This window comes from Paenibacillus sp. ATY16, assembly GCF_003399985.2.
Lineage (GTDB): Bacteria > Bacillota > Bacilli > Paenibacillales > Paenibacillaceae > Pristimantibacillus > Pristimantibacillus glycanilyticus.
In genome coordinates, this window is sequence record NZ_NMOK02000015.1 from 224,506 (window position 1) to 248,626 (window position 24,121).

The following is a 24,121-nucleotide window of genomic DNA, read 5'->3' on the forward strand; positions in this document are numbered from 1 at the left end:
AACCGCAAGAGCTAATAGCTCTTACGGTTCGATTGCATCATTGCCGTTAGGAACGGCTAAGCCGGGGATTAGGGGAATCGCCCCATTTTTGCACCCATTTCTCCATCTCTCTAAGCGCAGCCTGAAAATCTTTTCCCTTCTCGGTCAGGGAATACTCTACGGTCACCGGCACTGTCGGAAATACCTGGCGCATGACAAGGCCGTTGTTCTCCAGATGACGAACCGTATTGGTTAACGATTGGGTCTTCACGATGGAGACGTTCCGTTGAAGCTGATTAAATCTTAACGGTCCGTTCATCAGCTCCTCCAATACAAGAAATGCCCATTTCGCCCCCAATATTTGAAGCACCTCGCAAATGCTCGAGCCTTTATCTTCTTCGTTGATTGCCTCATTGCTTCCATCCATGCCGCACACCTCCTTTCCCGCTCAACTGCCGACTATATCGATCGGAGTCTCTTGTCCGTTAAGTTTAACCTGTATCTTAATTGCCTCTTCATGCTTATTAAGCTTATAGATAGACAATGGCCTTATTCGTTTATCGTGCGGATCGGAAGTTTCCTGCACATCCAATTGTATCGTAAATACATCCTCCCGGAGCTCTGCTCGAATACCCGAAAGGAACTTCACCTTTTCGCCCTGCTGAGCCGTAGAGTAATTCACGATAAAATACTCTTTTTCTCCCGCCACCGAGTACAGATAGATCCCATTCTTGCTTTTGTTCCGGTCTACGAAAGACTTCACCTTCTGATTCAGCTTATGCGAATCGGCTTCCTTTATCAATGCCGTTGATTGACTGCACCCCGCCAGTACAACGATAAGCATGATAAACACGCAAACGATCTTTTTCAATGGATCCTCTCCATTTGCAATGGAATTCGCATCTACTCAAACTTTACCACAATCATCCAGCCCTGCATAGAAAATGGACGTGCAAATAAAAGATCGTATTCGTCGAGAAAATTTACGCGTTAGATTAAAAAGAGGCTGTGCCAATAAAACGGCACAGCCTCACTTATTTTTACTGGGCAAACTGCTCATGGAGCTCGTCAAACAATGCTTTAAGGTTCGGAGCGGCATTGCCCGAGAACATCAGCTTCAAATTATCATCGGACGATTGTGCAGACTCCGCGGAATACTCGTACATTTTCTTCTCATAAGCTTGAATGGCCTGATCAGTATCCTCATGACCGGCAATGGCAAGCGCAAGCTCGGCTGCGTCGCGCATGGCGAGGTTTACGCCTTCGCCCGCAAACGGGGACATCAGATGCGCAGCGTCTCCAATAAGCGTAATCCCCGGCTTATGCTCCCATTTCAGTCCAACCGGAAGCGTATAAATCCGTCTTGGAAGAACAAGATCTTCCGACTTGTGAATATAGTTCTGGAGCGGCTCTGCCCAATCATCGAAATACGCAAGCAGCTGCTGCTTGGCTTCCTTGGGCTGGTCAAACGGGATGCCGCAGCTATCCAGCCAGTTCTGCTCGGCCGTAAAGGTCAGGTATACTTTAATTTTACCGTCCCCATTTAGCTGTGCAAGTATTCCCTTGTTATCATCAAGCGCAAACACTTTGCCTCTTGCGTTAAAAGCCGCCTGATCCGGGTGCGCCTCCGCATCCACATGCAGCTCCACCATCGTTAATCCGGAGTAAGAGGCTTGCTCATCGGTCAGCAGCGGACGAAGCTTGGAGAAAGCGCCGTCCGCCCCTATGACAAGATCAGCCGTCACTTTCTCGCCATTGTCAAAGTGAAGCTCATGCCGACCGCCTTCCATAGCAGCCGCTTCCGTCAACTTGTAACCGTAAAGAATCGTACCCGGCTGCAATGCGTTCAGCAGAAGATCGCATAATACGCCGCGGTCAATCTCCGGACGTTCGCCTTGCTCTCCATCCTCCGCCCTGTCGTCCATATAGATTTTTCCGGTTTTATCAAACAGTCGGAAATCTTCTCCCTCATAACGGGCAATCGCCTTGAACTGCTCCAGCAGCCCCGCTTCCTTCAGCGCCATCTGCCCCGAATTCTCATGTATGTCGAGAGAGCCGCCGCGCTGGGCATTCCCATCCTGGGCTTCCCGTTCATAGACCGTTGCGGCAATGCCATGTCTTTGCAGGATGAGAGCCAGTGCAAGCCCGCCTGGTCCACCGCCGATAATCGCTATTTTCTTTGAGTTATTTATATGAGTTGTTGTCATGCTAATCATCTCCTATATCCGTGATTGTTGTTTGTTCCTTACACAGATATAGTAACGCTGCTACTTAAACTGAATTTAAACCGCTCAGGATTAACCCTCTTAGAATGACAAAAAGAGATGGCGATTATGCCATCTCTTTTCAATGAAGCAATTCCTATGTCCGGCGCATGTAAGCGCGAACCGTAATCGGAGCAAATACAGCTACGATAGCTATTGCGCCTACCAAGGACCAGACCATATCCGATCCAACCGTGCCGGAATTGGTCAGCTCGCGGACGGCCGAAACAACGTGGGAAACCGGGTTAATGTTTACGAACCACTGCAGCCAATTCGGCATCGTATCTGCCGGTACGAAAGCATTGGACATAAACGTTAACGGGAATAATACGAGCATCGATACTCCCTGCACGCTGGAAGCCGTACGAGAGATAACGCCAAAGAAAGCAAAGATCCAGCTCATCGCCCAGGAGACGAAAATAACGAGCAAAGCGGCAAGAACAACGCTGCCGATACCGCCGTCAGGACGGTAACCCATAATGAAGCCCATGGAAAACGTAAGCACGGTAGCAATCGTATACCGGATCGTATCGGCGAGCAACGCTCCCGCAAGCGGGGCTATCCGGGCAATCGGCAACGACTTGAACCGGTCGAAGACGCCTTTGTCCATATCCTCCCGGAGCTGAACGCCGGTTACGATGGACGTGGTGATGACCGTCTGAACGAGAATACCCGGGATGATCACCGGCAGGTAGCTTTGCACGTCGCCCGAGATCGCGCCGCCAAAAATGTAAGTAAACATCAAGGTGAAAATGATCGGCTGCAGCGTTACGTCAAACAGCTGCTCCGGCGTGCGGCGGATTTTCAAAATCCCCCGGTATGCCATAGTAAGCGAATGACGCAAGGATTGAATAAAACTCGTGTGATTTTTCAGATGACCTGTTTTTACCGATGAACTCATACGTTTACAGCCTCCGCTCTTTTTGTTTCGGTTCCCGTTTCTTTCGCTTTCTCTTCAACGCCATGACCGGTAATAGTCAGGAACACTTCATCAAGAGTTGGCTTCTGAACGCTGACTTCGGATAAAGTAATGCCCTTCTCGCGAAGCGCGATTAACAGATCCGTAACCAGGTCGGCATTGGCCATAGGGGCCGTAATTTTGGCAGCCTCGCTGGATAAGGTCGCTTGCACCCCAAGCACATGCTCGACGGTTTGGCGAGCCATTTCAATATCGGATGGATCCAGAACTCTGAGCTGCAACGAAGAAGTTCCTACCGATTGCTTCAATTCGTCTACGGTGCCCTCCGCCACGACATGACCGCGGTCGATAACGGCGATCCGGTCAGCCAGCTGGTCCGCTTCATCCAAGTATTGGGTCGTGAGCAGAACCGTGGAACCCGTGCTCACCAAACGACGGATCGTATCCCACATTTGAGCGCGGGTACGCGGATCAAGACCTGTTGTCGGCTCATCCAGGAAGATAAGCGGCGGCTGCGCGATTAGGCTGGCAGCGAGGTCCAGACGGCGTCTCATGCCGCCGGAGAAGTTCTTAAGCGGACGCTTGGCCGCTTCTGTCAACCCGAACTCTTCCAGCAGATCAGCGGCTTTCTTCCGCGCTTCCGCACGTCCCAGTCCAAGCAGGCGGGAGAAAATAATCAAGTTCTCGGTTGCGCTGAGCGATTCGTCAACCGATGCGTATTGGCCGGTAACGCCAATCAATTGGCGGACAATCTGAGATTCCTTCTGCACATCGTGGCCAAAAATCCGGGCCGAGCCCGCATCCGGACGCAGCAGCGTCGCCAGCATGCGGATCGTTGTTGTTTTGCCTGCCCCGTTTGGACCAAGCACGCCATAAATGGAGCCGGCTTTCACATTCAAGTTGACGCCGTCCACCGCTTTGTTATCTCCAAACACTTTAACTAGACCGTTAGCCTCAACCGCCCAGTCGCCGTTGTTTGGCTTCTTCCCATTCTTATATTCCATTCCTGTTTCCTCCCAAGAATTGTTGATGTCATCATCTTACCGTTCATTTTTAAACTGAATTTAAACGATCGTTACATTTCGAATCAATGTTTCAATCTTAAGCTAATCCCTTTACCGGTAAATCAGTCTGCGGATGTATTCGCGTATAGCCCGCAGCAGGAAAAAAGAAAAAAACCGCCCGAGTTCACGGGCGGTTTACCGCTTAGTTCGACAAGCCGGCGGACCGGAGCGTCTTCATTATTAACACCGTTGCCTGCTCTTTGGTGACGGTTGTTTGCGGAGCAAGACGATGCGCGGATACGCCTTTCATAATTCCGCGTTCGACGAGAAGAGCAAGTGAAGGCACCGCGTAGCCCGACACCTTTGAGCGGTCCGCGAAGTGGTTCAGTACGGCGGAATCCGCCTGCGCTGATGCCCCGGCATAAGCCAATGCTTTCGCGAGAATAACCGCCGTTTCTTCGCGAGTGATTGCGGCCTCTGGATCAAATAGGCCGTTGCCTTTGCCGTTTACCAGACCGGCCTTCTTCGCCGCCGCTATATCCGCGGCAAAAGCGGAATTTGCCGCTACATCTTTAAATGCCGTACCTGCGCTTGAATAGTCAGGCAGGATACCTAACGCTTTTACGATAAGAGCAGTTACTTCCCCGCGATTCAGAACTCGCGCTCCGTTAAACTTGCCGTCAGCGTCTGCGCTCACGATCAGCTTGGAAGCTGCCTGCCATACCTCCTGCTGAGCCCAGGCAGCAAGCTTATCCGCAAAGGAAACTGTCGTCTTCACCAGACCGTAAACGCTATTGCCTTTCCTCTTCAATGCCGCGGTTACCGTGCCATCGGCATTGTCGGTGAACAATACGGGAACCGGACGAAGCTCATTCGACTCAGGCAAATAAACGACACCGGCTGTTTGAGCTTTGTTGATATCCGAGCCTTGCACGGTAAAGCTATGCGATAAGAAATAATCACCGAAATTCGTTATCTCGTTAAATGCGCCGTTCGCCTGTTTGCCCTCTATCTTAAAGGACATCGGAGCCGTGACAAGCGGGATACCGCTCTGCTGCAGCAGCTTTGTATCCAAGGTCTCCATCGAGATCCGGATATCCGTGCCCGCAGGCAAAGCGGCTGCCGGAATCGAGAACGCCGCGCCCCTCCAGCGGATAACAATAACCGAATCACTGCCCTTATCCGCGATTGCCGCCGTAATTTCTTTTGGCAAAGCAACCTCAAGCTGCTTGCCATCGGCCTCCACAATAATAGGGAACGTTGTGGACGCAGCCGAAGCAATTTCTTTCAGCGCGGCATCGCTTGGCAGGCTGACTATTAGCTTATCGCCGTCTTTTGCAACCTGCGTATGCAAGCCTTCCTGCCCTTTCACCGGCTCTTGCGGCGTTATCTTCACCGGCGCTGTCTTGGTTGTCAGCGGATTGCTGAAGGCCGATACGTTTACGAGCGTACCGTTGTCTTTCTTAATCGCCAGCACTTCAATTGCGTAATTTGTGTCAGGAGTAAGACCCGTCAACTCAAACTCCGTACCCGACGTAGTCCCCGCCAACACCTTCCCTAGGTAAACCTCGTAGGCCGTCGCATGCTCGGAAGCGTTCCATTTGACCTTGATGCTTCCGTTGCTGATGGATGCGGCCTGCAGACCGGTTGGCGCGGACAGCGCATCGGGATCCGGTATTCCTGTAATAGGCAGATCCTTGGCGAGCCTTGTCGTTAAGGTCCGGTTGCGGTCGCCGCTAATATCCCAGCTCATGACGCCGGACAAATCAAGAGACTTCGCGAGCGAAGCAATATACATCATCGAAGACTCGTCATTGTAAGTAAGGAATACGCCGTTGTCCACATTGTACAAATAAGAAACCTTGGCTTCGTTATTCCATTGATGCTCGTAAGCCTCATCATTCAAGTAATTTTCCTCTATGTCGGTAAAATCGAAAATACCGTTTTCCCAAGTACCGAATGGCGTTCCGCCCGCGCAGGTCTGATACTGACCGCCTGGCTGGCAGCCAACCCAGCCCTTGCCGTAGAACGGAATGCCTATATTCACTTTGTAGTTCGGCACGCCTCCGTTTAGCTCGGCAAGCACGGCGCCAAGCACGTTGTTGCGCTTCGCGTAATCCTTAGGATGGTTCTTATCGTAATAAAGCGGGGAGTTATGGTGTGCGAGCGTATCCCAGTTTCCGCTGTAGTCGTAAGTCATAATGTTGATAAAATCAAGATTGTCCGAGGATTCGCCCAAATTCGAATTAACCACAAAATTATCCCCTTGGCCCGAGGCGATCGTCTGCAAATAATATTTGCCGTCTTCCGAGCCAGCCGCATCCAGCGCTTCCCTTACGGCTTGCGCCATCAGTCCGAAGTTCTCCTTATCCAGCGTGCTCCGTGAATTATCATCCTCGCCGCCTTCAACCGGGTATTCCCAGTCGATATCGACTCCGTCGAGCTTATAGGCGCGAAGAAATTTAACAACCGAATTGGCGAAGGCACGCCGGGTTTCTTCCGTGCCGGCCATATTCGAGAAGTTGTTCGACCAAGACCAGCCGCCGACGGAAATCATAAGCTTCAGATGCGGGTTCGCATCCCGAATGGCTGCCCATTCCTGGAAAATCGCCAAGTCCACCGACGGATCCCCAACAATCATTTCGCCGTCATAAACATAATCGGTTTGCGTTGGAACAGCGGCATTCTGGCAAGCCGTCGCCCCTGATCCAAAACCTCTCCAGCAAAGATCCGCGAATGCAAGATTCACGTGGGTAATTTGCGAGACATCCACGTCGGACGGATGATAGTTCCGTCCCGTACTGCTCGGAGACCAAAGCGTATAGTACGTGACGATATTGTAATCGGCTCCCGGAACAACCGTAATTGGCGAGCTGTCCGCCGAACGCCAAACCGCGTTTTTCGCTACAACCGTGAAGACGTAGCTTGTTCCTTCTTGAAGACCGGAAGCCACATAACGGTTCTCGAGACTGGAACCGATAAATTGGCCATTTGCATATATATCGTACCCGGTGGCACCAGGGGTCTCCGCCCAGCCAAGCGCAGCCGCCGTTCTGGTCGCGGTAACCGCCTGCAAGCCGATTGGTGCTGCCAGCCCGCCCCATATTACCGTAACGGCATTGCTATTCGCCGATACCTTCGGCAGGTTCTGTGCCCCAACCTCGAACTTATACGCGGTACCGGCTGTATGGCCTCCATCGGGAAGCGTATAGGTTACCGTATTGGAACCGTCCCATATGCCTTGTTTCCAGGCGCCGTTAACATACAAATCATAACCGTTCGCGCCGGGGCTTCCGGTCCATTTCAAGGTGATGCTGTTATCGGTAATCGCGGCGGTGCGGAGATGTCCCGGAGGAGCAAGCGGCGGCTCGGGATATTCGCTCGTATCGGGAGCGGTGGTAAATTCGATGACATTGCTTTTATAGTCGAGCGAAGGGCGATCCGCATACCAGGTAATATAGACCCTGTAAGTCGTTTCCGGCGTTAGTCCTCCGATCTCCCGCTTGCTTCGGTCTCCCCAAGTCATCCAAGCATCGGTATCCGCGTTCCAGATGTCGATATCATTGTTATTGGTCTCGTCGCCGATCAGGTCCCATGCAATGGCAGCCGTATTATGCGTAATGAGATCAGCGCCATTCTCGTCTTGGGCTATGCGCAAATTAGTAGGTCCGGTTTGAGCAGCTGGTACAGCCTGCCCCTCCTCCGCGTGTGCATTTGGTGCAAAAGCTATTATTCCGGTGAGGATTGAAACCACTAATAACAAAGGGAGATTCCATAAAGATCTTCTCATCATCGATAAGTTCAATTATTTCACCTCTATTGGATTTGAATTAGGATTGGATTTTAAGCCCGGCTAGCTGCTAGACCCCGCTGCAAGTCATTTTGCTGCATAACGTAAGCAATCTCCCATTCATCACCACCGATGTATTTAGTGACATTAAGTTGTTAATTTCTAGTAAATCTATCATGGAACAGGAAGCGAATTAAGGTAAGGTGGAAAATTCCACTATGAGGGGATATTATAACGTTATAAGGTTTTTAGAGGGAGAAATTTATTTGAATCAAAAAAAGAAGACATTGCTCCCCCGATACGGGAGAGTAACGTCTTCTTTTTTTGCCCTATTTTTTTGTGAGGTCAACCCGCTTCTCCTGCCCGTTCCATTGCACCTTCGCGCCAAGCGCTTCAGCCAACGTACGGACTGGCACGTAAGTGATGCCTTTGGAATCGTCGTATAAGCCGTCATCTATTTTTTTGCCGTTCACATAGACGGTAATAGGCTCCATTTCCTCTTCCCCTCTTTCCTCTTCTACTTCCGCCTCTATTTCTATGACATCAAATGCCGTCAGGTTATTAGCTCTAATAATAGACATCAGCTTTGACGCATAATCGGGATCGGTAGCGTATCCGCAGGCATACAGGGCTGTCGTCTGCTGCTCCGGAGTCCTGGCTGACCGTACGCGGTCATAACGGTTCTTGGTAAACAACAGATCCTGGTCTTTGTAAAAGTCATAGATGGAGTCGTAAGCCCTCCAATCTGCCTTCTGGGTCACCCTGGTCCCGTTATAGACCTCCCAGGTTGAGGTGCACACCGTCCGGCCTTTCCAATAGGCATTCGGAATTCCGCTGCCAACCTTATAGCCGCCAAGATTGTTCCATTCATGGATTTTCCCGCCGGTCTCCAGCCAGTTCTGAGCCATTCGTACGCTTGGCAAGAGCGGCGAGCCTTCCTTCCACACCTTCACAACGGTGGCTGACAGAAAGGCGAAAAACGCCTGTTTCGTTAGCTGCTGCGCCATATTGTAAAAGCACCTCCTTCTGCTTTATGAGAGAGAGACTACTCCATTAAAAGCTCATTTCCCGAAATGGCGCGACCTACTTTACTGCCAGTCGGATAAATTGAAAGCTTACCATCACGCCCATTGTAATAAGTTGATCCAGCCTGAAGAGGAGCATCTACCTCCGCAATTCCTCGGATGGCTACCTCTACATACTCTCCTGGAACGCCATCAGAGCTGGCTATCCCATGCGGGGTTAAACTTGGCTTTCCGTAGGATAATTGTTCACCGTTACTGTAAGCGGTCATATAGATCTGATTGCCGTCCGGATCAGCGCCCATGCAGAAATAACGCTGACCGCCAAGCGGAAGAAACACAGGCAGCGTCTCCTCCGAGCATGGAAACGGATAATGCCGATCTTCCGGGTTTGAGCCCGTGTTTATGTCCAGCAAACCAAGAAACATGGTTTGATGCGGCTCTACAAGACTTGAGCTCCTGCCGCTCTGCCATCTGGCCTGATAGAATAACGCGGCTTTGCCATCAGCGCCAACTTCCACTTGTACATCTAACGTTGTCCGGCTAACCGATCGGGTATCTGCATATTGAAAGAGCTTGTTGTTTGCGAAACGGTACGGGGTAAGCTCCAGTAATTCCTGATTGATGTTATGGGTGGTCACCTGGATAAACCCGCCTCTGCCATCGGCGATAATTCCTCTTGTTGTCCGATCTTGCAGCTGGAAATAGTGATCTGCCAGCTTGCATAATAAGCCGTTTTCGCCCACTTCTACCACGATCATTTTGGAATCGGTTTGGATTGCAGCCAGGTTGGGACTAATTAGAATGGCTGAAGCATTCATTCGCTGGTAATCCAGGTACTCGACCTGATCGAGAGGCGTAAAGGTCACACTGGTATCATTAATCACACAGCGGATTACTCTGGCTGTAACGACGTAATTCGAAGTTACGCCTACATGCAGCAAATATCCATTATCCAGCTTCATAATTTGACTGTTCATATAGGCCTCTTCGGGTTTAAAGCCAGTCGTTATTTTCCCGCTGAGTCCCGTGCTCGAGACGCTGCCCGTCAGCAGCTTCAACTCTTCGAACGTATTGTCGCTATTAAGCTGCTTGGAGTCGTAAGAAGGGTTGATTCGCTGTTTATATTGCAGAGCAATGACGCCGGGAGTCAGTTCCACGATAGATAGATTATCAACATGACTGTAAGAAAAGGTATGCGATTGTATCGGCTTATAACTGCCTTCAAACGGCTGTAAGACGGACAGCTTGCCATGCCATGTATCCCGCTCCCGATAAGCGATAACTACATATCCGTTGGACAATACGACCGAGGCCACTGTTCGCCAGATTCTGTCATGGTCGCCGGTGACCCTATTAAATTCGCCAACTCCGGAGCTGATAAAACGGGTAGGAGACCACCCGCAGCGGAACAGCTTCAGCCTGCCTTGACCAGCGGCGATAAAACCGCTTGCTGCAGTCGGGCAAAAGATAAAGCCGTAAGCAGCAGCGTCCCTCCCCCAAATCGATGTCAGCTGTTCTTTCCAATTGAGTTCATCGATTACATTCTGATCAGGAGCCATCTTGAACATTAAAGCCTGGGTATAAGCGTAATCCCGTTCAGGCTCATGGTTAAAAGCAAGCACAAACAAGGATTGCCCGATAGCAGTCAGCGTCAGCTTATTGGAACTGCCTTTCACCGAGGTTAAAACAGCTTTGCCGGCTATCTGCTTAATATTCCCGTCCGTGGTGTCAAAGAGATTCAAGACAAGCGCTCCCGATTCTTTATAGCAGACGGCTGTCACAAACCGTTTCTCCGATATTTTAACCGCATCGTAAAAGGGATCCGCCAAATTGCCTGTGGTTGGGCCTCCGTTAACCGGAATATTCGCTGCTTCGCGCAAAGTAATCGGATGGAAGGTTAACGTAGTATCCAGTTTAAGGCTTAAAATAAAATGGACGGATGACAGCACCAAATGCTTAACCTCGATCTGCCAGCTCCCCGCCGTAATGATAACAGACTTATCGGTGCCAACGGCAAGCCTTTCTCCGTTCCAGGTCACCACTCTCGTAACCAGCGAGCCCTTCGTATCGGATTCCTTCACCCAATAGCTTGCCGCAAACATCCCAGCGGAAAGCTTGCTGAAGGCAAATTCCGCATACAGATTAGCTGCGGAGTCAATCTCGGTTGCATACCCTTCAAGCGTTATAAGATCATTAAGGCCAATATTGCATACGGATGCCTTTAGTCTCCAAGGCGCTACTTTCGTGCAATGCCATACCAGCAGAAATTTATTATCGCTTAAGCTCTCAATCGCCGGAAGCGAACCACCCGAGTACAGCTCCATGCGGGATGATTCGCCAAGCTGCAAGCCATTATCATTCCACCGGATCGTCAGCATCGTCCATATCGATGTATTGGATTCCAGGTAACAAAGGATACCCATATCTTCCGAAAGAGGTTTGAATTGAAACTGGTTTATCCCCTCTACTCCATAAATCGGCAGCTTTTTTACAACGGACACAGACATCCTGCTTGCTTCCAATTCCACTCGATAAATAGAAATTACCTTCTGCGTCGTCCCGATGTACAGATAGCTGTTTCCGCCTATCGGATGAATGGAATTGCTGTATTCCTCGCTGTTCAAATAAAGCACATCCGGACTAAACCGGGGCAGCGCGTCAACAGGCATTTCGGCATTTCTATAAAGCATGTTGTCAAAAATCGTAACGACGTCGTCCTTCTCGATCGTCTCTCCCGGCGCAACAGGGAAGGTTCGTTTAATGGAGGACGTTCCACCCCCGCTGGTCAAACCCTTTAAGGAGCTATACACCCGGAATCACCTCTACTCCGGATATATCGATCGACAATGCACCGGCAATGGCTTGGGAAGCCGCAATCTTTGTTCCTTTCGGCAGCACCGTCTCAAACGAAAACTTGACCGTATCCTCGCTGCCGATGCTGGTACCGATCCGCTGTGTCTCAGCATTCGCCGTTTTTCCCGGCCGGATAATATACAGCCTCAGCTTGGCGCCTATGCTTGTAGTGTTATGGATGACGATGCTTTTCAGAATCGTCTTTTGCTGCAGCGTTACAAGATCCGTCAACGTTACGCCCGGCTGTCCCGCATACAAATCCACCGCGGAATAGACTTCATACGCCATATGCTATCCTCCCATCCAATGCAGGCAAAGCGCGTTGCTTATTTTCACGTTCAATTCCTTCTTCAGCTGCTCCAGTTGCTCTTCCGTTTCATCAAGCGCCTGATTCACCTTCTGCGCACCGGCATATAAGCTGTCCGGGGCAGCCGGATCCAGATTGATTCGGTTCGTCTTGCTCATCGCTACTCCCCCGCTCCTCCTAAGTTAAAGTCACCATCAGCCGCTTGGCCCGCGGCGTCTCCGCCTGGCTGTTTACCGAATTCGATTGTTTAATGCGAATCCGGACCTTCTGCGAGGCTGTAACCGTTGCTTCATATTTAAATTGCGTATAGACGCCTAACTGCTGGCTTACCTTCCCCGTAGGGAAAGCCACCCAAGTCGCTGCCCCGTCAACGCTGTATTCCACGTTTTGCGAAGTACCTGACGGCGTATGAAAGTCAACGTAGACGGTAATTTTCGTAAACGTCTCGTTCGTGAACCACTCCTTGCTGACATACGTTCCGTTTGCTTTATAGGACAAAGCCCCGGCACCAATCGCGCCGGTCTGGATGACCGGCGAGCTCTTTGCATTGCCCGACAGCAAAGCCCGAACATAAACATCCTTGGTCATCGCTCCAAGTGCGGTTACTCCCGCATCGTTAAGCGCATACCAACTTGCTCGGTCCAACGACCACTGCCATTGCAGATTGCTGCCTTGCGGAACCACCTGGCTTGTCGAGAGCAGCAGCTGGGAGACGGCAATCGGCAGCGGCAGCTTTCCGAAATTCAGAATTCCGGTCGGCTTCTTGAACTCCGCTGCGTACAGGCGGAACTTCAAATCCATATCCTGATGAGGGGTCCAAGCCGTAGCGTTGGAGCTTGAGAAAAGCAATCCAACGGTATACGGCTGACGCGAGACGATATTGCCGCTCGCGAGATCCTTCCCGGACATTTTTGCAACAAAAACCCGATATTGGCTTGAGCCTGTCAGCACCACTACGGCATATTCCACATTGGCCTGAAGAAGTACCGGATCGCTGAACGCAAACTTGGTCGGCACGTCGCCCTTCAGCGATACTTTTACCGAGCTGGCTTCCAGCACTTTGGAGGCGAGGACGGTTGTTCCCGGATAACCGTTCACCACGTTGCGAAGCTGTACCGTAACCGGCTTGGCCTTATAAGCGCTGCCTCCCGATGCATCCAAGTCCCTTGTTTCGAAAAAGAGCTCTATGCTTGTAACGATCCGCTCCTCCGGCAGCAAAAAGGTTTGAGCGAGCGGATCAATCTGATTCCACCAGGGCACCTGCCAGAAGGTCTGCTCGATAATCTGCTTGCGGCCGACGCCAACATAAGAGGTTCTTGATTCATTTTGAATCTGTGCCACTTCTACCCCTCCTACACATAGTTAAAAATACGGACTTCCCTCGTACCTGTCCGGATATTCGGCGGAATGGCAAAGGTCGCGGCAAATTTGCCTGCGCCATTAGCCTTTATCGTCCCCTGCTTTGTTCCCGCCTCAAAGCCATTAACCGGAGCCAGCGCTACGTCCACGCCGTCAAAGGTGGCCTGCAGATTATTGCTGTTTGGCTCAAAGCCTTCGCCGTAGACCGTAACAACCCGCTGACGGATAAACGGAATATTCTCGTCCAGAATGACGCGGGTCTCCGTCCGGTTGCCGGTCCACCACGCATCCCACCAGCCCCAAACCGTCTGGTAAATGTAAGATGTCTCCACCCAGGAATCCTGGGAAGGCGTCAGCCGGATCGTGGCCTGGGAGCCAAACACCTGATACGGATTGACGTTAAGCGCTTCTGTTCCATAGCTCTGATCGATGATGAGCTGCTCCGCATACTCAAGGGTTAAGAGGCGTTCATGCTGATGTACCGAATCGAGACTTTCGACTTCCATTTCAAAGAAAAGCTGGTTCACCGGGAGCTGCAGCGTTTGGTTCGACGGGTCAATCATGGCATCGAAGCCTCTCTCGAGGTCGGCACGTTCAAAGTTCGTGAAGTTATCGGTAAAAAAGCCTTTCTTAAACGTAGCCGGATCCGAAATTTGCGCCGTACGGTCCAGCTCCAGCATCGCCTGGTTATACTCCGCCCTCTCGAGGCGATCCAGCAGGGAGCGAAGCTCAAGCATCGTCAGCCGTTTCGGCTTGTTGTTCACGACAACAACGTCGGAGCTAGCCGGCGGAAATTGCAGCTCGCCCAACTCCAGCACATCCGGCGGAACAGGCGGCGAAGGCGGGTGAACGTCCGATTGCCCGGTTACAATCCGGATCTGCCCGTCAGCGGTCAAATAGAACGCGTCTTTACGGGATAAATAGTAATCGTAGGTCACGTTAAAGATCGAGCCGGCAACCGGAAGATCGCCGCCCAGCCAGGTGACTTCATTTTTACCGGCCTCCAGCTTGTAGTCCGTGCCCTGCGCCATCTGCTTCATATATTCAAAGGTCACGCTGTACGTCTCGCCGATAGCAGGCCGGGCTGTGCCTATGGACCAGTCAACGCTATTCTCGGTAAGCTGATAATCTTTGCCTTTCGCATAGGTTTTTGTCCCTTGAACGATGCTCACAATATCAACGACGGCATCCGCGGGAAGCGCATCCTGCAGGGATGAACCGCCTCTCGTTATGCCGATACCCGGCAATTGCACCCTGGCGGTAATTTCCTGAATGGCCTTTACCGGCTTGCTGTTCAGCGAATAACGGGTCGTACCGGCAACGAAGGTTTTCACCTCATCCGATACTCTGCGCGAATCGAGCGACTTCTTCAGCTTGATCCGGGTCGGAACCAGTCTATTAATCTCGTACCCAAGCACATATGCTTTGCCCGCTTCAATGACCAGCGTTACATTATCGCCTTCCGCCGGCTCGATAAACCCGTCCATCCCCGATACCAGGAAGCTACCGCTTGCATCGTAAGTTCTTCTGGCAAGAACAGGCGTAAAGCCTTCCAGCTCCGGGGGGACCTTGGCCGTAACGACTTCCCCGTCAGCCAGCCGGTACATCGGAATAGCGGCTGCGTCGTTCAACACCCATTCCGGCGTTGCCACCAGACGGTCCATCCCCGGCGAACCGAAATTCGCATAGCCTACAGCCGGATCCAGCAGCTCTTTCTGCATTTCATAGGTGATGGTTGTATATGTAATTTTAAGGCCGATGATCTCTTCCCCATGACCCGTAAGCGGAATGATCCTTTCTCCGATATCGTGGATAACGCCGTCGAAGTAGACGGTTGCGGGAAAAATAATGACCTTTTTCTTGTCATCCTGGACATAAATTTGTCCGCCTTCGATAATATGGCCCGAGCCAAAAATAACGTCGCCCATCCGCTTATCCCGGTATAGGGAAAGCGACTGGATCTCGTTTAATTCGGCCGACTGCAAACGTCTGCCGCTTTGCGCCTGCAGAGCGATCCAGCGTTTGTCCGGGGCGAAACGGTTGTATATGCTCATGAACGTTCCTCCTAGAACTCTACGATAAATTCGAGATATTCCCGCTGATCCTCCGTCCGGTGAATCGGCGAGCGGTTGTTGACGACCAGAGCATAACCGTGGCTGCTGACTTCCTCCGCGGTAACGGCAAGCTTGCCGGGCAAAGTCGTTTCCGCCAGCTGCAAATCCGTTACGATAGCGCTTTGCCGATAGCTGACGGCCGGAAGCTCCGTTCCGGTAATCCAGGCCGCTACATACACCCAACGGACAAGGCCGGACACCGCTTCCTCTTCGGAGATTATTTTCCAACGCTGATCAAATTGGATAATGTCCCCCTCAGGGTCAGGGATAACAAAACGTACCTTCTCCGCCTTCTTGTAGCCGATCGGTTCATTAAGCAGCGAGGAGCCCGATACCTCGGGTACCGTGTCGGTCTCATTCCATGGTGACTGCCTGCCGATTCCGATCCATATATTGTCGGTGCGGACGAGATGAAGCGCCTGAAACGCCCGCATCCCGGCAACCGACGCCGTGTAACTGACTCCCATGTTAGATTCCTCCTAAAAAGAATATCGCGTTCTCCGCGATAATTCTTACGCGTAAGCATTTCCTATGGATTTGCCGGAGCTATGGTAACAGCGGATTGCTGTATCCGCAGCTCCTTTTCCGTAAAGTACAGCTCATCGGTGAAGAATACGCCCGGCGACCACCACGCCCCCCGCTCTGCCTCTGCCTTGCTGCTGCCTGTATAAATCGCCGTCGCAAATCCCGTGCTTACCTTATACCCGCTGACCTCTTCATAGTTCAGCTTCGTTTCCCGGTCCGGCCCCGGATACAAGCTGCGAAGCGTTCCCGCCTTCGCAATGTCCAGCTTCACCGTTTGTTTCAGCATAACGGCGAGCCAATACTTGAAACCCGCAAATCCGCTTATCTGAATCAGCTTGCGGACAACCTCGACCTGATCCGGATTGACATAGATCGCTGTTATTAAAGGTCCAAAAAACTCGCCGTCCGGAAACATCGCATCGTCGCCCGATAAGGTATAACCGTCATCCGGGCTTAACCGGAACGTCTCGAGCGCCGACAGGCCAAGCGCATCAATGGTCTCCCGATTTAACGTTCCGGAAGAGCGCAGCTTGGCAAGCAGCGCCTCCCGTTCTTCCTCCTGCAGCTCTTGCTTCCACAAATAAAGCCACTCGTCCGGGGATTCGGACAGAAACAACGAATGCAGCAGCCGCCCTTCCACATTAGGAATATCCGGCGCCGCTGCATCCATAATCGCGTTCATCTGCCTGCTCTCGTGATAATAATCAGGCAAATATTGAATAAGCGGCGAGGTCATACGATAATCACCTCCGCCTGAAGGCTCCGGTCAATCGGCAGCTCCAGATTGGCTATGGGCTCAAGAATGGAGGCATCCTCCGCCCCCGCCGCAATAAGAGCCGCGACAATCTTGGACAGATAAATCGTTCCGCCGATGTCGACCGTTCTCAAGTAGGCGTATACGGCATTTTTCGCCGTTGCTTCATTTAGCCCGATTACCTTCGCTTTTACGGTCATCGGCTCCGGAATAACCGGCTTCACGATGACATCCACCCCAAGCGGTTTTTTCAGCTCGATCAGCTTCTGAACCTCGAGGCACACATGCTCCAGATCGCCGTCCGCGCCAACGACAACATCCACCGTACCTAATCCGCGGCCGAAGTTGATCGCCTCCGCGTAGGTTACGCCGGTAACGGACAATGCCCAGCGCTTGTAATCCGATTCGGTTCCGCCATGCTCGGGATTCCGCTTCTGATACAAAATACGGCCGCGAAGGGATTCATCCGATTCCTGGTTCAAGCCGCCTGCAGCCGGAGCTATATGGTTAACCGTCCAAATATCCTTGACCGGATCGAATAAGAGACGGATCGTATCCGCTTTTACATTGCCGATTACACCGGGCTGCTTGCACCGCGCCGTCACCGTTGTTTTCCCTTGGCTTCCGATAACCGCCTCCGCGGTCGTAGCAAAGGAGATATCCGAGTTCTCGATCCCGACGGTTGTCCCTTCCGGAATAACCGCATCCGGGATACCGGTAAACGTCAATTCGACCCAAGCTGCCGCAGCCGGCGTCCGGTCAAGACCGTAATCCTTCGCGATTAAATCGAGAAAACGCCCCTCTGCCGTTACGGCGAAAGCCTGCTCCAGTATGCTGCGGAACTTGCTTTCCTCAATCCATAGCTGCATGGCGATGGGCGCAAGCGCATCGTAGATAATGGAGCCTTCGCTTTTGTCCAGCCCGTTATCCACCCGGTCCAGCAGCTGCTGCAGCTTCGACTCGAAGCTAAGCGTATTTGTACCGACCAAGCTACAACACTCCTTCGTACCGGATCAAACCCGACGTTGAATCAACCTTGAAAGCAGCTTTCACTTCGTCGTTCTCCCAGGCAATCTCGAAATCATAGACACGGTTAATTCGCTCATCATAGATAAGAGCTTCCGTTATCATCCGGCTCATCTCTACTTGAATAAAACCTTGCGTATAAGCCTTGCCCAGCATCAGCTGCACCTCGCACCCATAGTCCCGCGAATAGATGGGATAAGCAAAGCGGATCGTTTGAATCGCTTTATGTATAAACTGCTTAATGGCACCAAGTCCATCGATTTGCCGGCCGATTTCGCCCGTCTCGAGATCAAGACTGTAGGTGCGCAAGACCGACTTTTTCTTCACGATAACATCCGGAAACCCGATATCGGGGGTAAGCCCCATTTACTCTCCGCCTTCCCATCATCGATTAATAGGTAACCATTCGGTCGAAAATAAAAAACTTCTGCCCGCCCTCGAAGGTAATCACCATCACCTTGTCGCCTTTTTTAAGCAGATCATCCTTCTTGTCGTCATTGATGTAATGGATTTCTCCTTCCTTCAAGGTGAAATCCCGATCCTTGAGGCTAACCTCAACGGAGTAGGGATGGACGTGCGCGAAGGTAGGCGAATTTTCCGTATTACCGCTAAAGGTCTGCGCGCCAATCGTTGTCGCTCCGCTGTTCGTCAGATTCACCTTGCGCTTGACGCGGCACAGCCTCTCGGCAACCACGATCAGCTCCTTCGGAATAATCAGCTTGTCGCTGCCCTTCAGCTTGATCTTCAAATCGGGAGGGTCCGAGACAACCTCGGCTTCCATCAGCTCCGGCAGCTTCATCGCCTGTATGCTTTTGACGCTATGCTGTTTAATCAAGTCACCAAGCGACATGGATGCACCTGCCTTCGTTAATATTGGACAATCCGGTCGATGATGAAAAACTTCTGCCCGCCCTCAAAGGTCATCACCATAACTTTGTCGCCCTTTTGCAATAGATCATCCTTCTTGTCGTCATTAATGTAGTGAAGCTCGCCTTCCTTCAGGTCAAAACTCTTATTCGTCAAAGCTACCTCAAGCATCGTTTTTGGATGACCATGGGGAGATGTATCGGGAGTAGGAGGCGGCACCGTGTGCGGCACTTCCGTAATGGTCATTTCAAAAGATTGCTTCCCTACCTCCGTCTGGCCGTCCGCATGCAGATTGATTTGCTGCTTCACCTCGCATAAATGCTCGGCGACGACGATCAGCTCTTTCGGAATAATCAGCTTATCGCTGCCTTTCAGCTTGATCGCAAGATCCGGCGGAGCCTTCGTGACTTCGGCCTCCATGAGCTCCAGCATCTTCAGCGACCTGGCGCTCTTCATGCTGTGCTGCCTGATCAGTTCCCCCAGCGACACTGCGGTTCACCTGCTTTCCTTCCATTCAGGTCATCCCGGTTAAGGTCAAGGACATCTTGTGATAACGCCCGTTAAAATGATGATTGTCTTCCTCTACGGCATACGTCTGCTCAATGCCAAGCTCCGGCACCTTCACCACGATAGCGGTACCGGCGATGACCTCGGATATCCCGATAACCTCGTCAAGCTTAAGCGATTTCTTGACTTTCCCCTTCTCAGCGAGCAAGAGATCCGCCGCTTCCTGGAGCTGCGCGCGGTTCTGCTTTTCCTTCACCTTCTCGTAATGCTGAAGGACGCCAAATTGCTTCTGCAGGGATTTGTTCTCCGCGGTGGCAATAATGGTCTGCTTCTCTTCGCCGCCCTGGAGCTTCACCTTCGTCACTGTCTCTTCAATGGATTCGCCGTACGAATAATCGATAAGGTTGATACCGGTCTCGATGACCCAGTTGCGGCTGTTTTTCTTGTAAGGCACGAGCTGCACTTTTCCTTCCCTGGAATACAGCGAGTAGCGGATGCCTTTCTGCCGGTAAGTGATCGCAAGCGCTTTTTTCACCATATCGAACAAGGTCTCCTCATCGCATACCAGGTAGGAGATGACATAATCCGTGTCTTCAATGGTACCGGCCGGAATGGAAAAATCCGTGCACAGCTTATTTAATATTGCCGAAGCCTTCATGCTCTTGAACACATAAGAATCCTTGTTGTTCGAGAGATAGATCAGCTGATCGTAGGCGGTCAGGCTTAGCTTCCCGGGCTTGTATTCGGCGTTAAAGACAATCCCGCGGAACAGCTCCTCTTCCCCGTCGTGGAGCATAATGCCGGTTCCGTTAGAGACCATCGAAGGGCTGGCCCCGCCTTCCTTGGCAAAAAGCAGGCTGACCGACAGCTTCCGTACCGCCTTTTGCGAGCTGCCGGACCATTCCACCGTTTCTATCAGAGTAGTAACATCCGTTGTTTTGCCGTTGTCGACAAGCATGACCCGGATCATGGAATCACCAGCACTTGGTTCGGATAGATGGTATAGGGCGGTTTAATGCCGTTGGCCGCGGCTATCTTCTCGTAAGGCACCCCAACCATCCGGTCGATGGCCCATAACGTATCGCCTTTTTTGACGGTATAGGAGGCAGGCTTTACGGTCTGGTTCGGCCGCTGCCCCTTGCTGCTGATCTCCGCAACCTTTTGCCCGTTCTCTTCCTTGGTCTCGATCGCGCGAGGCTTTGTATACTTGAACTCCCGAAGAGACAGATCATAATAGATGCTGCCGATATCGCCGGCAATCTCTCGGTAGGACAGCGACTCGATCGTTACCGCTACGGTCAGCTTCTGCCCTTCGGGATTAATAATGACGAACTGGACGGGAAAGCCGCTGAACTTCCAGGTTTCAAGCTGGTCGACGCATTTCTTGGGAGGAGGAATATCCTTGTAAGCGCAATACGGACCGTAATGCTGGGGAAAATGGGAGGAGAATTCGTAGGTCTTCAGCACCGGATCCTGAATGACCGTCACCTGTCCAAGTCCCTGAACGGTTACCGTTTCATTCGCGGAGCCTGCCGTCACCTTCAGCTCGGAAGGATTGACGGGCAGCCACAGCGATTCCGCTCCGTTGTTATAGGTGAACCAGAACTCAACCGGCATACACGCCTTCTCCTTCCGTTAATAAATCCTCTTCCAGCATCCGTTTCAGCTTGTCGATAAAACGGTTCTCGTCCGCCTCGTCATGCACATGGATCTCGCCAACCAGGTTCGCAATTTCAACCGACTTCGAATTGTTCACCGAGCCTCCGCCGGAAGGGCTGTAAGGCTGAAGCATCGCGCTTTGCTGTTCGGTCGAAAGCTGACCGCCGCGGTACTGATTCGCCTGCTCCGAGGTGAGCACCATCTCGCCTTGGTGGAGCTCGGCAATGTAGCCGTTGAAAGGTACCCGGTTCAAGCCGTTCAGGTGGCTGCCGTTAATAGGCGTTACCGCCATATTCACCGTTGCCGTGGCGCTGCCAAAGATCGACTTGACCGAATCCCATATTTGCTGAACCGTCTGGACAAGCGTTCCCCACATCGATTGGAAGCCTTGAATGAGACTTTCCATAAACTGTGTTCCGAAGGACATCGCCTGCTGAACGAAGCCGTTCATCAGGTCATAGACGATTCGCACTCCCCACGCAAAGGCGCCAACAACGATTCCCCACATCAAAGCGGTAAATTCGCCGATGCCTGTCAGTACGGGAGATATGACCCCCCATAGAGCAGTGAGCGTGCTGGCCGCCCAGTTGTACATCGTTGTAAAGGCGCTCACGACAGCCGCGGAGACAATGCCCCAAGTTTCGATAAAAAAGCTTTTAATCGCCGTCATCGTGTTTGTAATGACCGACCACAGTGCCCCCATAGCCGATTCCAAAGTGTCCACCACCGTAAAGAAAGCTTTAACGGAGGCTTCGATAACCGCTTCAAAGGTTCGTTTGATAAAATCGACGATTGCCGGCCCCGCGGCTTTCATAAAGTCGACAAACGAATGAAAGCTTTGTATCGCAAAGGCAATAGCTGCCGCAATGGCCATGTCCAGCCATTGCTTGATCGCTTGAACGGCCGTCTTCACAAAGCCGATCATGCTCCAGAAGCCCCGACGGATCGCATCAGTGGCCGTATGGAAGGCATTCACAACAAAAGCGGATATTGAATCCCATGCCTTTTGAATGGCCGACCAGGCGGTTTGGACAGCCGATGCGACAAAGCTTGAGATGGTACCCCAAACCTGCGTGACGATTTGCCATACCGGCATTACTGCGCTTTTTACGGTCTGATAGAGTTGACCAAGCCCGGACACATAACCGTATACGAAGGCTTTGGCGTAATTCACCGATTTCGAGGCAAAGCCGGCGAGCAGGCTGCCTACTTTGCCGATTGCTCCCATAACCGCGTTCCGGATCGTCTGTACGGCTCCTTGGTGATCGCCGGACGCTCCCTGCCATACGCCCTTGAAAATGCCCCGCAGCATATCCATCGCCGCCTGCCCGATCCCAACGATGGTGTCAAAAGCGGAGGTGATGATGCCGCTCACCGACTGGAAGGCGGAACGGACGGTATTGATAATAAAGGACCCCGCTCCGGCGACGATCTTCACCATTCCGTTCCAGATAAGCGCGTAGAATTGGAAGATTCGCATCATGACGCCGGAAACGGTTGCCCATACGGATTGGAAGGCTGTGCTGACCGCCTGCCAGACCTGCGAGAGCAGTTGCGTCGTCACCGATACGATATTGCTCCAGGTTTGGGTCAGCCAGGCTTGCAGCTGCGCGCCAAGCTGCGTAACCGTGCTGACGAGTTTGTTCCAACGGGTAATCGTTCCCGTTACCAGCTGGTTCACAAACTGCTGTACGCCGCTTACGGCATTCGACCATAGCTGGTTCATCCAGGCGCCAAGATCGGAGAACAGCTGCTTGGTATCCGCGATAAACTGCTTCATGGATTGAACAAATCCCTTATAGGCAGACACAATCCAGGCGATAGCCGCCTTGGTCTTGTCTTGAATGCCACCCCAGTTGCCCGTCCAGGCTGCCGTAAGCAGACCAATGGCGGCAACCACCCAGAAGATCGGATTGGATAAGAGGCCAATAAAGACGCCTATCCCCGAAATGATAGAAGCAACGGTAGAGATAACCGTAAAAGCAGCGAATGCCGCGATAAGTCCATTCAGTACAGGCCGTAACGAATCAAAGTTGGCACTTAACCAGTCGAGTGCCTTTTCCAGCCAGCCAAATACCGGACCCAGCACGTCGGCAAGCCATAGGAAGCTCTTCACCAAGACATCAACGGTCTTGGCCGCTATATTCTCCAGCTTCTTGAAGCCGCCGTTCGTAAGCCAGGTTACAAGCTTCTGCATAATCGGCTTCACCTGATCCAGCGCGGCAACCCCCGCATTTTGCAGGGAGCCCTTAAGACCTTCCGTCACGATCTCCCACATGCCGCTTGCCGATTCGTTCAGCTTTTTGGAGCCGCCATCAAACCATTTGCCTGCATCCGTCAGGAACTTGTTCCAGCTGCCCTTTTTGAATTCGAAGCCGAATTCCTCCAGCTTCTTATAATCTTTGCCGTTCGCGGCTTCTATCGCTTCCATGGCTTCGGCGACAGTCTTGCCGGGGTTAAAGCCCGCCATATCCTCCGCCAGCTTAACCAGCTGCATCGCCTTTCCCGTATCGCCTTTGGTCAGCTTGATGGCCTCCGTACCGCCTTTCAGTACATCATTAGCCGAGAACGCGGATGTCTGGGCATTATCCCGGAGCGCTGTCCAATAATCGGCAAAGGATTTCTGAAGCGCAGCCGCGCTTGCCGCTCCCTTCCCTTTCCCGCCCTTCCCCCCAGGCGGCTTCAGCTTACTGACCACAAAGTCGAAGCCAATCCTGTCGGTTTCCAGGTCAGCAGCTGCCCCAACGGTAGCGGTCCCAAAGCTTTTCAGCTGTTCGCCTACGCCGCCGAACACCTCCTGCATGCTCTTCAGATGATCGGCGAAGGTTGGCTTCTTCTCTTCGGCCCCGGCAGGAGGCTTAGCGGCCGTCTTCTTCCCGAAGAGGGCCTGCACCGCCTGCTTGCCGAGGCCTTGCTTTTTGAAGGATTTAAAGCTGTTCAGAAAAACGGAGGCCCCTTTTTTCTTTGCGCCTTTTTTGAGTGCCAGTTTAAAACCCGTACCTGTCAGTGCGGCTGCGGCTGCCATTCATAACCGCCTCCTTCCTCTCCCGCTTGCATGGGCTATTTGCGGCCCTGCGCGCGCGCAGCCTTTCGTTCCGCTTCCATCTCCGTAAACTCGGAGGCATAAATAAAAGCGCGGTGGTAATCATCCATCTGCCAAAGCTCCTGC

At 52.1% G+C, this 24,121-nt stretch carries 21 protein-coding genes; all 21 read right to left on the reverse strand.

The features are described 5' to 3' along the window. Window positions 1-46: 46 nt before the first annotated feature. The 21 genes from CFI03_RS09465 to CFI03_RS09565 all read right to left on the reverse strand — a co-directional run bounded on the left by CFI03_RS09465 (window position 47) and on the right by CFI03_RS09565 (window position 23,977). Window positions 47-406: a winged helix-turn-helix transcriptional regulator gene (locus tag CFI03_RS09465; RefSeq protein WP_248757190.1), complete on the reverse strand. Its 360-nt coding sequence runs from the start codon at window positions 404-406 to the stop codon at window positions 47-49. A gap of 21 nt (window positions 407-427) precedes the next feature. Next, window positions 428-850, reverse strand: coding sequence for a hypothetical protein (locus CFI03_RS09470; protein WP_248757191.1), 423 nt, complete (start codon window positions 848-850; stop codon window positions 428-430). A gap of 169 nt (window positions 851-1,019) precedes the next feature. Further along, window positions 1,020-2,186: an FAD-dependent oxidoreductase gene (locus CFI03_RS09475; RefSeq protein WP_248757192.1), complete on the reverse strand. Its 1,167-nt coding sequence runs from the start codon at window positions 2,184-2,186 to the stop codon at window positions 1,020-1,022. Between the two features lie 154 nt (window positions 2,187-2,340). After that, window positions 2,341-3,144, reverse strand: coding sequence for an ABC transporter permease (locus tag CFI03_RS09480; protein ID WP_127496001.1), 804 nt, complete (start codon window positions 3,142-3,144; stop codon window positions 2,341-2,343). Next, the gene (locus CFI03_RS09485; protein ID WP_127496002.1) at window positions 3,141-4,166 is read right to left on the reverse strand and encodes an ATP-binding cassette domain-containing protein; all 1,026 of its coding nucleotides are present in this window, start codon (window positions 4,164-4,166) and stop codon (window positions 3,141-3,143) included. The genes CFI03_RS09480 and CFI03_RS09485 overlap by 4 nt, the downstream gene beginning before the upstream one ends. Window positions 4,167-4,368: 202 nt before the next feature. Then, entirely contained in the window at window positions 4,369-7,824 is a 3,456-nt protein-coding gene (locus CFI03_RS09490; protein WP_248757193.1) for a glycosyl hydrolase family 18 protein, read from the reverse strand. A gap of 461 nt (window positions 7,825-8,285) precedes the next feature. Next, window positions 8,286-8,963: a glucosaminidase domain-containing protein gene (locus CFI03_RS09495; protein WP_248757194.1), complete on the reverse strand. Its 678-nt coding sequence runs from the start codon at window positions 8,961-8,963 to the stop codon at window positions 8,286-8,288. Between the two features lie 38 nt (window positions 8,964-9,001). Then, on the reverse strand, window positions 9,002-11,791 hold the full coding sequence (locus CFI03_RS09500; protein WP_248757195.1) for a hypothetical protein: 2,790 nt from the start codon (window positions 11,789-11,791) through the stop codon (window positions 9,002-9,004). Further along, complete coding sequence (locus CFI03_RS09505) at window positions 11,784-12,122, reverse strand: hypothetical protein (RefSeq protein WP_201004370.1); 339 nt, start codon at window positions 12,120-12,122, stop codon at window positions 11,784-11,786. Before CFI03_RS09505 ends, CFI03_RS09500 begins: the two co-directional genes overlap by 8 nt. 3 nt (window positions 12,123-12,125) lie before the next feature. Continuing rightward, complete coding sequence (locus tag CFI03_RS09510; protein ID WP_248757196.1) at window positions 12,126-12,299, reverse strand: hypothetical protein; 174 nt, start codon at window positions 12,297-12,299, stop codon at window positions 12,126-12,128. A gap of 19 nt (window positions 12,300-12,318) precedes the next feature. Continuing rightward, window positions 12,319-13,482 (reverse strand): hypothetical protein, encoded by a 1,164-nt coding sequence (locus CFI03_RS09515; RefSeq protein WP_248757197.1) that lies wholly within the window; start codon window positions 13,480-13,482, stop codon window positions 12,319-12,321. Window positions 13,483-13,493: 11 nt separating this feature from the next. Continuing rightward, window positions 13,494-15,554 (reverse strand): DUF4815 domain-containing protein, encoded by a 2,061-nt coding sequence (locus CFI03_RS09520; protein WP_248757198.1) that lies wholly within the window; start codon window positions 15,552-15,554, stop codon window positions 13,494-13,496. An 11-nt stretch (window positions 15,555-15,565) separates the two neighbouring features. Next, a complete protein-coding gene (locus CFI03_RS09525; protein ID WP_248757199.1) occupies window positions 15,566-16,081 on the reverse strand; it encodes a hypothetical protein in 516 nt (171 codons plus the stop codon). 62 nt (window positions 16,082-16,143) lie between these two features. Beyond that, window positions 16,144-16,875: a hypothetical protein gene (locus tag CFI03_RS09530; protein WP_248757200.1), complete on the reverse strand. Its 732-nt coding sequence runs from the start codon at window positions 16,873-16,875 to the stop codon at window positions 16,144-16,146. Further along, the gene (locus tag CFI03_RS09535) at window positions 16,872-17,882 is read right to left on the reverse strand and encodes a baseplate J/gp47 family protein (RefSeq protein WP_248757201.1); all 1,011 of its coding nucleotides are present in this window, start codon (window positions 17,880-17,882) and stop codon (window positions 16,872-16,874) included. Before CFI03_RS09535 ends, CFI03_RS09530 begins: the two co-directional genes overlap by 4 nt. Before the next feature lies 1 nt (window position 17,883). After that, a complete protein-coding gene (locus CFI03_RS09540) occupies window positions 17,884-18,285 on the reverse strand; it encodes a DUF2634 domain-containing protein (protein WP_248757202.1) in 402 nt (133 codons plus the stop codon). Between the two features lie 25 nt (window positions 18,286-18,310). Beyond that, window positions 18,311-18,769 (reverse strand): DUF2577 family protein, encoded by a 459-nt coding sequence (locus CFI03_RS09545; protein WP_127496012.1) that lies wholly within the window; start codon window positions 18,767-18,769, stop codon window positions 18,311-18,313. A gap of 17 nt (window positions 18,770-18,786) precedes the next feature. After that, window positions 18,787-19,275 (reverse strand): DUF2577 family protein, encoded by a 489-nt coding sequence (locus CFI03_RS09550; protein WP_248757203.1) that lies wholly within the window; start codon window positions 19,273-19,275, stop codon window positions 18,787-18,789. Between the two features lie 25 nt (window positions 19,276-19,300). Then, complete coding sequence (locus CFI03_RS09555) at window positions 19,301-20,263, reverse strand: XkdQ/YqbQ family protein (protein ID WP_248757204.1); 963 nt, start codon at window positions 20,261-20,263, stop codon at window positions 19,301-19,303. Continuing rightward, window positions 20,260-20,910 carry a LysM peptidoglycan-binding domain-containing protein gene (locus CFI03_RS09560; protein ID WP_127496015.1) on the reverse strand — a complete coding sequence of 217 codons (651 nt, stop codon included), beginning with the start codon at window positions 20,908-20,910 and terminating at the stop codon, window positions 20,260-20,262. Before CFI03_RS09560 ends, CFI03_RS09555 begins: the two co-directional genes overlap by 4 nt. Then, on the reverse strand, window positions 20,900-23,977 hold the full coding sequence (locus CFI03_RS09565; protein ID WP_248757205.1) for a phage tail protein: 3,078 nt from the start codon (window positions 23,975-23,977) through the stop codon (window positions 20,900-20,902). The genes CFI03_RS09560 and CFI03_RS09565 overlap by 11 nt, the downstream gene beginning before the upstream one ends. Window positions 23,978-24,121: the final 144 nt, after the last annotated feature.